Below are 13,429 nucleotides of genomic sequence, written 5' to 3'. Positions count from 1 at the left end.
ATGGCAAAAAGCTCAGCTTGATTTAAGCTGAGCTTTTTTGAGTGTCTTTTTGAAAAGATAAGCGGCCTAACCTTCAATGTAGTCTTTGAGGGCTTGCCCTTTCAAACCAGCGTTTAGAGCGATAAGGAGTTTTAAGCGCGCTTTTTGAGCGTTTAATTCCTTGACAAACATAACCCCTGCTTGGGCGAGTTGGACGCCACCGCCTTCGTAGGCATAAACAGGCTCCGCAATCCCATTGAAACAACGTGATACCAAGACAACTGGGACATCTTGCTCGATGAGGTGCACGATTTCTTGGGCAGCGCGTGGTGGCACATTACCAGCTCCCAAGGCTTCAATCACGACTCCACAAACATTGTCAGGGTTAAGGAAACTGATGATACCATCTCCCCCCATCCCTGCATAGGCCTTGACAATTGGCACAGTTCCTGAAATATCAGTCAAATCAAAGCGAACACGCGTATCGGCCATTTTAAAGAATACAATATCGTGTTTCATGATAATGCCAAGTGGGCCGTGGATAGGTGTTTGGAAGGTTGATACGTTGGTCGTGTGTGTCTTGGTCACGTATTTAGCAGCGTGAATTTCATCGTTCATCACGACCAGTACCCCCTTGCCAATAGCATCGTCATGGCTGGCTACACGAAGGGCGCTGAGGTAGTTGTACACCCCGTCACTTCCTAGTTCGTTTGACGAGCGCATGGCGCCTGTGATAACGATAGGAATATTAGGAATTTCCATGGTATCTAGGAAATAAGCCGTTTCTTCCAAGGTGTCTGTACCGTGGGTAATGACCACTCCGTCAAAATCCGCAGCTTTTTGCTTGATTTCTTGATAAAGCTGGAGCATGTGTTTAGGGGTGATGTGTGGGCTTGGGATATTAAAAAAATCAATTGCTGTCACTTCGATGTTATCAAGACTGACACCAATATGATTCATAGGATTATCCGTATCTGGTCGAACATTACCCGCTTGATCAGCATGCATGGAAATTGTACCGCCTGTGTGCAAGACAAGGATTTTTTTCATTGTTCTAAAACTTCCTTCAAAAATGTGTTATAATCTATTTTAACATAAAGATGGAGAGCGAGAAACTGATTTGGCGATAAAAGCAGTCTTTTTTGATATTGATGGCACCCTGTTAAACGACCGAAAAAACGTCCAACAATCCACAAAAAAAGCCATTAACAATTTAAAAGAACAAGGAATTTTTGTCGGCGTGGCAACAGGTCGGGGACCAAGTTTTGTGCAGCCTTACCTTGAAAATCTGGGCTTGGATTTTGCAGTGACTTATAATGGGCAGTATATTTTCACGCGTGATGTGGTGGTTTACCAAAATCCTTTGTCTGTGTCCACTGTTTACCGCATTATCCGTTATGCCAATGCCAAGCGTCGCGAGATTTCTTTGGGGACAGCTTCGGGCTTGGTTGGCTCGCGTATTATTGACATGGGGACTAGCCGTTTTGGGCAAGTGGTGAGTTCGGTTGTTCCCAAGCAATGGGCAAAAGCAGTCGAGCGTAGTTTTAAACACCTCATTCGTCGTTTCAAACCGCAAAATGTCAATGGCTTGCTGACCTTGATGCGCCGGCCCATTTATCAGGTGGTTTTGATTGCGACCGAGGACGAAACGGAAAACATTCAGAACCGTTTTCCACAGATTAAGGTAACGCGCAGCAGCCCTTATTCAGCGGATTTGATTTCTTACAACCAATCCAAAATACACGGCATCGAGCGTTTAGGCAATCAATTTGGCTTTGATTTGTCTGAGGTAATGGCCTTTGGCGATTCTGACAATGATAAGGAAATGCTATCGGGTGTTGGTATCGGTGTCGCGATGGGAAATGCGGAAGCTTCTCTCAAAGACATTGCCCATTACACCACAGAAACCAACAATAACGACGGTATCTCAAAAGCTTTGGCTCACTTTGGCTTGATTCATCTAGAGCAAGAAGAAAGTTTTGATAGCCAAGACGAAAATTTCAACAAGGTGAAAATGTTCCACAAGGTCATGGATGGCACAACCTGCGAAATGCCAAGAGTCTATGAAAATGAAGAGGCTAATCACCGTTCGGATTTCAAGGTCGAAGAAATCGTGGAATTTCTCTATGCGGCTAGTCATGGAGATGAGGCTATCTTTAACGATTCGCTGGTCAAATTGCACGCGGCTATTGACAAGGCGGCACGCAAGGTAGAAAGCAAGGAACACCCTGAAACGCCTTTGGTTGGGCAAGTGGATGCCTTGACGGATTTGCTGTATTTGACCTATGGTTCATTTGTATTGATGGGTGTTGACCCTAAACCGTTATTTGACGCGGTTCATGAGGCTAATATGGGCAAAGTTTTCCCTGACGGCAAGGCGCATTTTGACCCTATCACTCATAAAATTTTAAAACCAGATGATTGGGAAGAACGTTTTGCACCAGAACCAACCATTCATCGGAAATTAAATCGACAAATTCAACACGCTTTTCAGCGCCAAAAAAATAACCAAGCTAAGACATCCTAAGCTTGGTTTTTTCGTATGCAAAAAGACCTAGTCGCAAAAACTAGGCCGAGTTCAGTTGTCCTTTTAGAAAGTCTTTTGGCTATCACGCACGACCAACAAGTCCACTTTAGCATGGCGCATGATGTATTCTGATGATGAACCGATAAGCAAGCGTTCAAAGGTATTAAGACCAGTCGCCCCTACCATAATCAAATCCACCTTTTCTTTATCAGGAATATCACGAGCAAGAAGGGTCTTAGGATTACCAAATTCAATGACTTGTTTGACTTTTTCAACCCCTCTTTCATGGGCTTTCTTTTCAAAACCTTCCAAAACACCCTTAGCTTCTTCTTCTAATTGTTCGTAGATGTAAGTGTCAAAGGTCGCAATGCTTTGTAGGGCACGTGTGTCAATGACGTGTGTCAAGATCAATTCAGCCTTGTTACGCAAAGCAACGTTTACCCCTTTTTCAAAAGCTAACTCAGATTCGTAAGAACCATCAACCGCAATCATAATTCGTTCATAATGTTGTGACATAACTGCCTCCTTAATTATGTTAACCAAAGAATGAAAAGGTAACATTTCCCTCATTCCTATGAGATATAAAATGATATGCAGGACAATAGGCACCTAAATGGCCTAAACTATGAATATCCTCACGTTCATTATACTCCTTTTCATGTGAAATTGAAAGCATTTGAGTATTTTTCTGAATTCTTTTTACCTTAACAGAAAACCATTCAGAAAAAGCAGAGTTTATCAGAGCCTTTTTCACACAAGAAAATTTACCTTTAGAATCGTTAGAGAATTGAAAATTTAAGGCGGAAAGTTTATAATATTGGCAACGAGGTAAATTCTATGAAAACATTTGACAAATCTTCAAAGCTAGAACACGTTGCTTATGATATTCGCGGTCCCATTTTAGACGAAGCCAATCGCATGATGGCAAATGGCGAAAAAATTCTCCGTCTAAACACAGGGAACCCAGCAGAATTTGGATTTACAGCCCCTGACGAGGTCATTCGCGATTTAATTGCCAATGCCCGTAATAGTGAAGCCTATTCAGACAGTAAAGGGATTTTCTCGGCACGTAAAGCCATTATGCAATACTGTCAGCTAAAAGGTTTTCCACATGTGGATATCGATGATATTTACCTAGGCAATGGGGTTTCTGAAATGATTTCCATCTCTTTACAAGCTCTTTTGGACGATGGTGATGAGGTCTTGGTGCCAATGCCTGATTACCCTTTGTGGACAGCTTGCATTAGTTTGGCGGGTGGAAATGCCGTTCATTACCGTTGTGACGAACAAGCCGATTGGTATCCTGATATTGATGATATCAAATTAAAAATCACATCAAATACCAAAGCCATTGTTGTCATCAACCCAAACAACCCAACAGGAGCCTTGTATTCTGAGGACTTGTTGAAAGAGATTGTGGAAATTGCTCGCCAAAATGATTTGATTATTTTCGCGGATGAAATCTATGATCGTCTTGTGATGGACGGGCAAAAACACACGGCTATTGCTAGCTTGGCACCAGATGTTTTCTGTGTTTCAATGAATGGTTTGTCAAAATCACACCGCATCTGTGGTTTCCGTGTGGGGTGGATGGTGCTCTCAGGACCAAAAGCCAATGTACGCGGTTATATCGAAGGGCTTAATATGTTAGCCAATATGCGTCTATGTGCCAATGTTCTTGGGCAACACGTGGTGCAAACGTCACTCGGCGGTTATCAGTCAGTGGATGAATTATTGATGCCAGGTGGTCGTATCTACGAACAACGCAACTTTATTTACAAGGCTGTCAACGAAGTTCCAGGCTTGTCTGCGGTCAAACCAACTGCTGGACTCTACATTTTCCCTAAAATTGACCGCGAGATGTACCGCATCGATGACGACGAACAATTCTGCTTGGAATTGCTCAAACAAGAAAAAGTCATGCTCGTGCCAGGTAAAGGCTTTAACTGGACCGAACCTGACCATTTCCGTATCGTTTATTTGCCACGAGTGGAAGAATTAGCAGAAGTTCAAGCCAAATTAACCCGCGTCTTAAGTCAATACCGACGCTAATAAAAGTATAGGTTTTTTCCTTAATTATGAGGAGAAAACCTTATTTTTTGCGGTTTAAAAGCTGAGAAAAAAGAGAAGAGTCAGAAGATAAAGGAATTTTCAGATAATTATTTGCAAAATAAGAACACCTCTGATATAATTGTAACGCAACTAAAGCAAAGGAAGTAAAACATGCCGAATTTATTAGAAAAAACACGTAAAATTACATCAATTCTACAACGGTCAGTGGACCATTTTGATGCTGAATTACCTTATAATCCTATGGCATCTAAATTAGCTGATATTATTGATTGTAATGCTTGTATCATCAACGGAGGAGGAACCCTTCTTGGTTATGCAATGAAGTATAAAACCAATACTGACCGTGTTGAGGAATTTTTTGAAACCAAACAATTTCCAGAAGGCTATGTAAAAGCGGCGAGTCGTGTCTATGATACAGAAGCAAACCTATCTGTCGATAACGAATTAACGATTTTCCCGGTTGAATCAAAAGATATTTACCCAGATGGTCTAACCACCATTGCACCAATATACGGAGGCGGTATGCGCCTTGGAACGCTAATTATTTGGCGTAACGATAAAGAATTCTTAGAAGATGATTTGATTCTTGTCGAAATTGCCTCAACCGTAGTGGGGGTTCAATTGCTCAACCTTCAAACAGAAAATCTAGAAGAAACGATTCGTAAACAAACCGCTATCAACATGGCGATTAACACCTTATCTTATTCTGAAATGAAAGCTGTTTCAGCCATTTTGGGTGAATTGGATGGTACAGAAGGTCGTTTGACGGCGTCAGTCATTGCAGACCGTATTGGTATTACCCGTTCTGTTATTGTAAATGCCTTGCGTAAGCTAGAGTCTGCAGGTATCATTGAAAGCCGTTCATTGGGAATGAAGGGAACTTATCTCAAAGTCATCAATGAAGGTATTTTTGACAAATTAAAGGAGTATAACTATTAATGACAAGAGCCTTAATTTCGATTGATTACACGAAAGACTTTGTCGCTGATGATGGAAAATTGACGGCAGGAAAGCCTGCTCAAGCCATTGAAGAAGCTATTGCTCGCATCACCAAGGAAGCCTATGAGGCAGGGGATTATATCTTTTTTGCCATTGATGGGCACGATGAAGGTGATGTCTTTCACCCAGAAACCAAGTTGTTCCCACCACACAATATCAAGGGAACCGATGGGCGTGATTTATACGGTCAATTAGCCAATGTGTATGCAACCATCAAAGAAGACAGCCGTGTCTTTTGGATGGACAAACGTCATTATTCTGCCTTTTCTGGGACGGATTTGGATATTCGTTTGCGCGAACGCGGGGTTAAAACCCTTGCTTTGACAGGTGTTTTGACGGATATTTGTGTGCTTCATACGGCTATTGATGCCTATAATTTGGGGTATGACATCGAAGTTTATGCGGATGCCGTAGCTAGTCTAACGGAAGAAAACCATCAGTTTGCCCTCAACCATTTTAAGAATGTTTTGGGTGCAAAAGTGATTTAAAACAAGGAAAGAAGTGGGAAGGCACTTCTTTTTTCATGTAAAAGCACCTTAAATTATGGTATAATTTTAAGGACTGTATTGTCATTTAGGTTATGATTCTAATTGATCAAGGAGAAAAGAGATGAAAATTTCTGAAGAAGAAGTTCGTCATGTGGCTGAATTGTCAAAATTGTCCTTTTCTGAAGCAGAAACATCAGAATTTGCGACAACGTTGTCTAAAATTGTCGATATGGTAGAACTCTTAAACGAAGTGGATACAGATGGGGTTCCTGTCACGACAACAATGGCGGATCGTAAAACCGTTATGCGTGAAGATGTGGCGGTGGCTGGTGATGACCGCGATGAACTCTTTAAAAATGTGCCTCAATCAGAGAACTACTACATTAAAGTTCCTGCTATCTTGGAAGACGGAGGAGATGCTTAATGTCATTTAATAGCAAATCAATTGACGAGTTGCACAATCTTCTTGTCAACAAAGAAATCTCAGCGGTTGAATTGACCAAAGCAACCCTAGACGATATTAAAGAACGCGAATCAGCAGTTGATTCGTTCATTACGGTGGCGGAAGAATCTGCCCTTGCACAAGCTGCAGCGATTGACGAAAAAGGAATTGACGCTGATAACGTGATGTCAGGAATTCCTTTGGCGGTCAAAGATAATATTTCAACACGCGGTATCTTGACAACGGCTGCGTCTAAAATGCTTTACAACTACGAACCTATTTTTGATGCGACAGCTGTTGAAAAAGTTTACGGAAAAGACATGATTGTCATCGGTAAGACTAACATGGACGAATTTGCCATGGGTGGTTCAACCGAAACTTCTTATTTTAAAAAGACTAAAAATGCTTGGGATCACAGCAAGGTGCCAGGTGGTTCATCAGGTGGTTCTGCTACTGCAGTTGCTTCAGGTCAAGTGCGTTTGTCACTTGGATCTGATACAGGTGGTTCTATCCGCCAACCCGCTGCCTTCAATGGTGTTGTTGGATTGAAACCAACCTATGGACGCGTGTCACGTTTTGGCTTGATTGCTTTTGGTAGCTCGCTCGACCAAATCGGACCATTTGCTCCAACTGTCAAAGAAAATGCCCAATTGTTGAATGTCATCGCTGGAAACGATGTTAAAGATTCAACATCATCAAACCGTGAAGTAGCTGACTTTACAGCTAAAATTGGTCAAGACATCAAGGGCATGAAAATTGCCTTGCCAAAAGAATACCTTGGTGAAGGTATCGACCCTGAAGTGAAAGAAACTATTCTTAACGCTGCGAAACACTTTGAAAAACTGGGTGCGACGGTTGAAGAAGTGAGCTTGCCACATAGCAAGTACGGTGTTGCGGTATACTACATCATCGCTTCATCAGAAGCTTCATCAAACTTGCAACGTTTTGACGGTATTCGTTATGGTTACCGCACTGAAAATTACAACAATCTTGACGATATTTATGTCAACACACGTAGCGAAGGTTTTGGTGACGAAGTAAAACGCCGTATCATGCTTGGTACTTTTAGCTTGTCATCAGGTTACTACGACGCTTATTTCAAAAAAGCGGGTCAAGTGCGTACCTTGATTATCCGTGATTTTGACAATATTTTTGCGGATTACGATTTGATTTTGGGGCCAACTTCTCCAAGCGTTGCCTTTGATTTGGATAGTTTAAACCATGACCCTGTTGCTATGTATTTGGCAGATATTTTAACAATTCCTGTCAACTTAGCAGGGCTTCCAGGTATTTCAATTCCTGCTGGTTTTGCCCACGGCCTTCCGGTTGGTATGCAATTAATCGGTCCAAAATACAGTGAAGAAACTATTTATCAAGCTGCTGCGGCCTTTGAAGCAACAACAGATTATCACAAACAACAACCTGTTATTTTTGGAGGTGAGGACTAATGAACTTTGAAACTGTCATTGGACTTGAAGTCCACGTTGAGTTAAATACCAATTCAAAGATTTTTTCACCAACCTCAGCCCACTTTGGTAATGAGCAAAATGCCAACACCAATGTTATCGACTGGTCATTCCCTGGGGTCTTGCCAGTGATGAATAAAGGGGTAATTGATGCTGGTATCAAGGCTGCTTTGGCTCTGAACATGGATATTCACCAAAATATGCACTTTGACCGCAAAAACTATTTCTATCCTGATAATCCAAAAGCCTACCAAATTTCACAATTTGATGAACCAATTGGCTACAACGGTTGGATTGAGATTGAATTAGAAGACGGCTCAACCAAGAAAATCCGTATCGAACGTGCGCACTTGGAAGAAGATGCTGGTAAAAACACGCACGGAACAGACGGTTATTCTTACGTTGACCTCAACCGTCAAGGTGTGCCATTGATTGAAATCGTGTCAGAAGCTGATATGCGTTCGCCAGAAGAAGCCTATGCTTATTTGACCGCCTTGAAAGAAGTTATCCAATACACAGGCATTTCTGATGTGAAAATGGAAGAAGGTTCGATGCGTGTGGATGCCAATATCTCTCTTCGCCCTTACGGTCAAGAGGCTTTTGGTGTCAAAACCGAATTGAAGAACTTGAACTCATTTAATAACGTGCGTAAAGGGCTTATTTACGAGCAAAAACGCCAAGCCCAAGTCTTGCGTTCAGGTGGTGAAATCCAACAAGAAACCCGTCGTTATGATGAAGCGACTGGGGAAACCATTTTGATGCGTGTCAAGGAGGGGTCATCAGATTACCGTTACTTCCCAGAGCCAGACCTACCTCTTTTTGAAATTTCAGATGAGTGGATTGATACTGTTCGTGGCACCTTGCCAGAATTTCCAAAAGACCGTCGTGCCAAATACATCAATACCTTTGGCTTGAGTGCCTACGATGCGGCGCAATTAACAGCAACAAAACAAACGTCTGATTTCTTTGAAAGTGCCGTGGCTCTTGGCGGTGATGCTAAACAAGTGTCTAACTGGCTACAAGGGGAAGTCGCTCAATTCTTAAACAGCGAAAACAAAACCCTTTCAGAGATTTCATTGACCCCTGAAAACCTTGTTGAAATGTTGGCTATCATTGCAGATGGTACCATTTCATCAAAAATCGCCAAAAAAGTCTTTGTTCATTTGGCTAAAAACGGTGGTTCAGCACGTGCATACGTTGAAGAAGCCGGTTTGGTGCAAATTTCTGATCCAGCTGTGCTCATTCCAATTATCCACCAAGTCTTTGAAGACAATGAAGCTGCGGTTGCGGACTTTAAGTCAGGCAAACGCAATGCCGACAAAGCTTTTACAGGATTCTTGATGAAAGCCACAAAAGGAAAAGCCAACCCACAAGTTGCCCTTAAACTCTTGGCACAAGAATTGGTAAAACTAAAAGAAGACTAAGGGGCAAAAAGTCCAATTATTTTGGGCTTTTTTTTACCCTTTTTTAACAAGTATTGTCAGAAAAGGGATATCGCCTTGGCAGGAATTGTGCTATACTGATAGCCGAAATGACTTTTTGTGGAGTGGAGCTGAGATGGATAAAAATATCAAGGGAACAATCATGGTGCTGGTAGCAGGTATTACCTGGGGGATTTCAGGAATTTCTGGGCAATACCTCATGGCAAACGGCATGAATATCAATTTGCTAAGCAGCTTGCGTTTGATTGTGTCAGGTCTTTTATTGACAGTCATGGCCATGGTCTATCAGCCCCAGCACTTCTCACTGGCCATTCGACAAAAAAGGGTGCTTGCTAAAATTGCAGTCTTTGCTTTGATTGGGCTTTTGATGAACCAATATGCTTATTTGATGGCTATTCAGTACACCAATGCAGGAACGGCGACGGTTTTGCAATACGTAGCACCGATTTTGATTTTGGCTTATGTGTCTGCTAAAAAGAGGCAGCTGCCAGATTTGTCTGAAAGTGTGGCTATTCTTTTAGCTATTTTGGGCACCTTTATCATTGCCACGCATGGCCGTTTTGACGGTTTAGCCATAACACCCAAGGGATTTTTCTGGGGACTTTTTTCAGCGGTGACTTATTCTTTTTACATTGTTCTCCCTGCAAAATTGATTCGTGAATTTGGGAGTTTTACGGTAGTTGGTCTTGGTATGCTCATGGGCGGAGTGGTTTTTCCCATCTTGACGCGCTCTTGGCAATACCCCTTGGTTTTGACGCCTGACAACCTGCTTGCCTTATTTGGCATTATTATTGTTGGGACGGTCTTTGCTTACACCTTTTTCCTTAAAGGCAGTGCTATCATCGGTGCGGTCAAGGGCAGTTTGTTGGCAGCCATAGAGCCAGTATCCTCAGTCTTCTTCTCGGTAATGGTGATGCATGAAATCTTCTACTCCATTGATTTTACGGGAATGTTTCTCATTCTTGTCGCCGTGCTAATGCTATCCCTACGTGATTTGTTTATGGTTCGCAAGCAATGGCGCACTATGAATAAAACGTGAAAAGTTAAGGAAAACCTTAACTTTTTTGTTTTCATCTCTTGACAGGTTTTCAAAACAAGAGTACAATATATTTCGTTAGCTTCCTAACAGTTAGCTAGCTAACGAAAGGGGTGCTGTTATGGAAAAAAATATTGGACGTTTGGTTAAAAAAGCCAGTAACCAACTAGGGCGGGAATTTGACCAGTTTGCAAAACCCTTTGATCTAACGGGAATGCAAATGTCAATCATTGACTTTATCAGTTATGGATTAAAGGAAGAGTATTTTCAACAAGACATTGAAAAGGAATTCAATATTCAACGTTCAACAACAACCGTGCTTTTACAGCGCATGGAGAAAAAAGAGTTGATTTACCGCCAAGTTTCGCAAAAAGATGCCCGCCAAAAATCGGTGCATCTGACTCAAAAAGCGCAAGATTTAGTAGCAGAATGTCGTTCGTATTTTCAACTCCAAGAAAAAGAGTTGGAAGAACGCTTTTCAGAAGACGAAATTGCCATTTTTGAGAAGATTTTAGATTATTATGTTAAGAAGAAGTAGGAGGAAACATGTCAGAAGAAAAAATTTCACCTAAAGTGATTCGAGCAGTTATTGCTGCTGGAATGTTATCCTTTTGTGGGGTGGTCGTTGAAACAGCGATGAACATCACCTTTCCAACTCTTATGAAAGAGTTTGGAATCACCACCTCAACTGTTCAATGGATGACGACAATCTACCTTTTGGTAGTGGCGTCAGTAGTGCCTTTATCAGCGTATTTGAAGCGTTCATTTAAGACAAAATCAGTCTTTTTGACAGCTAACTTACTGTTTATTTTGGGCGTGTTAATTGATAGCATTGCGCCAAGTTTTGCTTTGCTTTTGGTCGGGCGTGTCATTCAAGGGATTGGAGTCGGAATTGCGCTTCCTTTGATGTTTAATATTATTTTGGACCAAGTTCCAATGAGTAAAATCGGTACGATGATGGGTGTTGGAACTTTGATTACCGCTGTTGCTCCAGCGGTTGGACCAACATTTGGTGGATTTGTTTCATCACATTTTGGATGGCGTTTTATCTTTGTCTTGCTTACCCCGCTTTTGTTAATCTCTTTAATTTTAGGGGTAATATCTATTGAACAAAAAAATAAAGTGGCGCGTGAAAGTTTGGATTTAATTAGCGTTATAGCTATTCTTTGCTTATTTGTTGGGTTGATTTTAGGAATTAATAATTTGGCTGAATATGATTTCTTTAGTGTGCCTGTTTTAGGAGGATTGGCAGTTGGAATTGCTGGTCTTCTTGTCTTGGTAAAACGTTCTTCACATCTAGAACAGCCAATTGTTAACTTATCTATTCTTAAAAATGGTAAATTTGCTGGACATGTTATTGCTTTCTTCCTGTTTCAAATTGTCAATCTAGGAATGTCTTTTATTATCCCGAATTATATTCAGTTAGTAAATCATTCAAGTTCAACTGTCGCAGGTCTTTTAGTCTTTCCAGGAGCAATTATTGGTGCCTGCTTTGCACCATTTAGCGGCAGAATTTTAGATCGTTTAGGTGCTAAAAAGCCAATTATTTTTGGAGTTAGTCTGCTTGCCTTTGCTCTTTGTCTCTTTAGCATTTTGGCTTTGCATTTACCGAATACTTGGTTAACTGTTATCTATATTCTATCAATGGCAGGTACTGGAATTGCCTTTGGTAATATCATGACAAATGGTCAAAAACAAGTAACTTCAGACAAACGAGCAGATGCCAATGCTATCTTTAATACTTTGCAACAATTTGCTGGCGCAGTTGGAACGACCGTTGCATCCTTGGTTGTTGCGCTCAGTCAATCAAACACAAGTATCAGCTATGCAGAAGCAACGGCTAGAGGGTCACGAAATGCTTTTATCATTTTGCTTGTCTTAGCTGTTATTGAATTGATTATCCTATTTAGAGTTGTTGATGGTAAAGAAAATTAATTTTTTAGAGTGCTTTGTCACTCTTTTTTTGATGGATTTTCAAAAAATGTACAGAAGCGATTGACAAGCAAAAGACTTGAATATATACTATTTTAAGATCAAATTACATTCTATATTACAATAGTAAAAGTAGGTAGGATATGAAAAAGTTAGTAACTTCTTTGGCTGTTATTGTCGCTATAGTATTATTATTCCTAAATCCTTATTTAGCAATACTTGTTGTGGCGTTGCTTATTTGGTATTTGAAGAAATAGGAGAATAAGATGAAGATTTTGAAAAAGATATTTGGTTTCAAATTCACCGTTTATGTATGGGCAATAGCAATTGCTATTCTTGTTTTTATTGGAGCTTACTTTCTTGGAGTTTCAAATAGTAATTCTAAAGGAAATCAAACCACAGAATCATATTCAATGGTAAAATACATTGAAAAGGTGAATCAGGTTGTATTCTTGAATGTAGGAATTCAAAAGGTGGATACTATCTCAAATGTTCAAAAAAAGTTTGGTTGGGAAATTCCATATTCTGAAAAAAAGGCAATCATTATTTTAAACTATTCAGCAAAACTGGGAATTAAGCAACCTGTTTCAATTCAAGAAAATGGTGAGAATAGTTTCACAATTCATATACCAAAATTCGAAGTTATAGGAGTAGAATTGGATTCTAAAAAGCCATACACACTTTACAGTAAAGATAACGGCATTCTTAGTTACTCTACAAAAGATGTAGATACTGCGGAGGCAGCTACTAAAGGATTATCTAATAAACAACAGAAAAAATATTTAAAACAATATAAAGAAACAATTCAAGAATCTGCTGAAAATTACTATAATAATTTATTTCAATCAGTATATCCGGATTGCACACTTGAATTTGTTTATGATTAATTACAAATGAGCTCTGCTATTTCATAGTAAGAGCTTTTTCAATTCGCTATATTTTGTCAAATATGGTAAAATGAATAGTAGAATATATTTGTTGGAGAAGAATTTGAGTATAGACGATTATAGGCCAACCTTCGTGGTTGAGGCAGTTTATGATTTAA

13 protein-coding genes are annotated in these 13,429 nt (G+C 40.4%); 11 read left to right on the top strand and 2 right to left on the bottom strand.

The annotated features are described in order from the left end of the window. Positions 1-66: 66 nt before the first annotated feature. Positions 67-1,029: an asparaginase gene (locus B3473_RS03500; RefSeq protein ID WP_154455176.1), complete on the bottom strand. Its 963-nt coding sequence runs from the start codon at positions 1,027-1,029 to the stop codon at positions 67-69. A gap of 70 nt (positions 1,030-1,099) precedes the next feature. On the opposite strand from B3473_RS03500, the gene B3473_RS03495 reads away from it, so the two are divergent. After that, the gene (locus tag B3473_RS03495) at positions 1,100-2,506 is read left to right on the top strand and encodes a Cof-type HAD-IIB family hydrolase (RefSeq protein WP_293652164.1); all 1,407 of its coding nucleotides are present in this window, start codon (positions 1,100-1,102) and stop codon (positions 2,504-2,506) included. Positions 2,507-2,569: 63 nt separating this feature from the next. Here B3473_RS03495 and B3473_RS03490 read toward each other — a convergent pair whose 3' ends face one another. Further along, a complete protein-coding gene (locus B3473_RS03490; RefSeq protein ID WP_154455174.1) occupies positions 2,570-3,022 on the bottom strand; it encodes a universal stress protein in 453 nt (150 codons plus the stop codon). Between the two features lie 321 nt (positions 3,023-3,343). Here B3473_RS03490 and B3473_RS03485 point away from each other — a divergent pair, with 321 nt between their 5' ends. The 10 genes from B3473_RS03485 to B3473_RS03440 all read left to right on the top strand — a co-directional run bounded on the left by B3473_RS03485 (position 3,344) and on the right by B3473_RS03440 (position 13,271). Further along, the gene (locus B3473_RS03485) at positions 3,344-4,558 is read left to right on the top strand and encodes a pyridoxal phosphate-dependent aminotransferase (protein WP_154455172.1); all 1,215 of its coding nucleotides are present in this window, start codon (positions 3,344-3,346) and stop codon (positions 4,556-4,558) included. A 171-nt stretch (positions 4,559-4,729) separates the two neighbouring features. Continuing rightward, a complete protein-coding gene (gene codY / locus B3473_RS03480; RefSeq protein WP_154455171.1) occupies positions 4,730-5,518 on the top strand; it encodes a GTP-sensing pleiotropic transcriptional regulator CodY in 789 nt (262 codons plus the stop codon). Beyond that, positions 5,518-6,066 carry a cysteine hydrolase family protein gene (locus tag B3473_RS03475; protein ID WP_154455170.1) on the top strand — a complete coding sequence of 183 codons (549 nt, stop codon included), beginning with the start codon at positions 5,518-5,520 and terminating at the stop codon, positions 6,064-6,066. The genes codY and B3473_RS03475 overlap by 1 nt, the downstream gene beginning before the upstream one ends. Before the next feature lie 121 nt (positions 6,067-6,187). After that, entirely contained in the window at positions 6,188-6,490 is a 303-nt protein-coding gene (gatC, locus tag B3473_RS03470) for an Asp-tRNA(Asn)/Glu-tRNA(Gln) amidotransferase subunit GatC (protein ID WP_154455169.1), read from the top strand. Continuing rightward, on the top strand, positions 6,490-7,956 hold the full coding sequence (gatA, locus tag B3473_RS03465) for an Asp-tRNA(Asn)/Glu-tRNA(Gln) amidotransferase subunit GatA (protein WP_168260383.1): 1,467 nt from the start codon (positions 6,490-6,492) through the stop codon (positions 7,954-7,956). Before gatC ends, gatA begins: the two co-directional genes overlap by 1 nt. Then, on the top strand, positions 7,956-9,398 hold the full coding sequence (gatB, locus tag B3473_RS03460) for an Asp-tRNA(Asn)/Glu-tRNA(Gln) amidotransferase subunit GatB (protein ID WP_154455167.1): 1,443 nt from the start codon (positions 7,956-7,958) through the stop codon (positions 9,396-9,398). Before gatA ends, gatB begins: the two co-directional genes overlap by 1 nt. A gap of 133 nt (positions 9,399-9,531) precedes the next feature. Then, positions 9,532-10,455, top strand: coding sequence for a DMT family transporter (locus B3473_RS03455; RefSeq protein WP_235281170.1), 924 nt, complete (start codon positions 9,532-9,534; stop codon positions 10,453-10,455). Positions 10,456-10,573: 118 nt separating this feature from the next. After that, the gene (locus B3473_RS03450; protein ID WP_269725577.1) at positions 10,574-10,990 is read left to right on the top strand and encodes a MarR family winged helix-turn-helix transcriptional regulator; all 417 of its coding nucleotides are present in this window, start codon (positions 10,574-10,576) and stop codon (positions 10,988-10,990) included. 8 nt (positions 10,991-10,998) lie between these two features. After that, on the top strand, positions 10,999-12,387 hold the full coding sequence (locus B3473_RS03445) for a DHA2 family efflux MFS transporter permease subunit (RefSeq protein ID WP_269725576.1): 1,389 nt from the start codon (positions 10,999-11,001) through the stop codon (positions 12,385-12,387). A 263-nt stretch (positions 12,388-12,650) separates the two neighbouring features. Continuing rightward, positions 12,651-13,271: a DUF4230 domain-containing protein gene (locus B3473_RS03440; protein ID WP_293652163.1), complete on the top strand. Its 621-nt coding sequence runs from the start codon at positions 12,651-12,653 to the stop codon at positions 13,269-13,271. Positions 13,272-13,429 lie beyond the last annotated feature (158 nt).

The sequence above is a fragment of the Streptococcus sp. UBA632 genome (assembly GCF_002300045.1).
Taxonomy (GTDB): Bacteria; Bacillota; Bacilli; order Lactobacillales; family Streptococcaceae; genus Streptococcus; species Streptococcus alactolyticus.
This window is presented reverse-complemented; position numbering and strand designations above follow the sequence as displayed.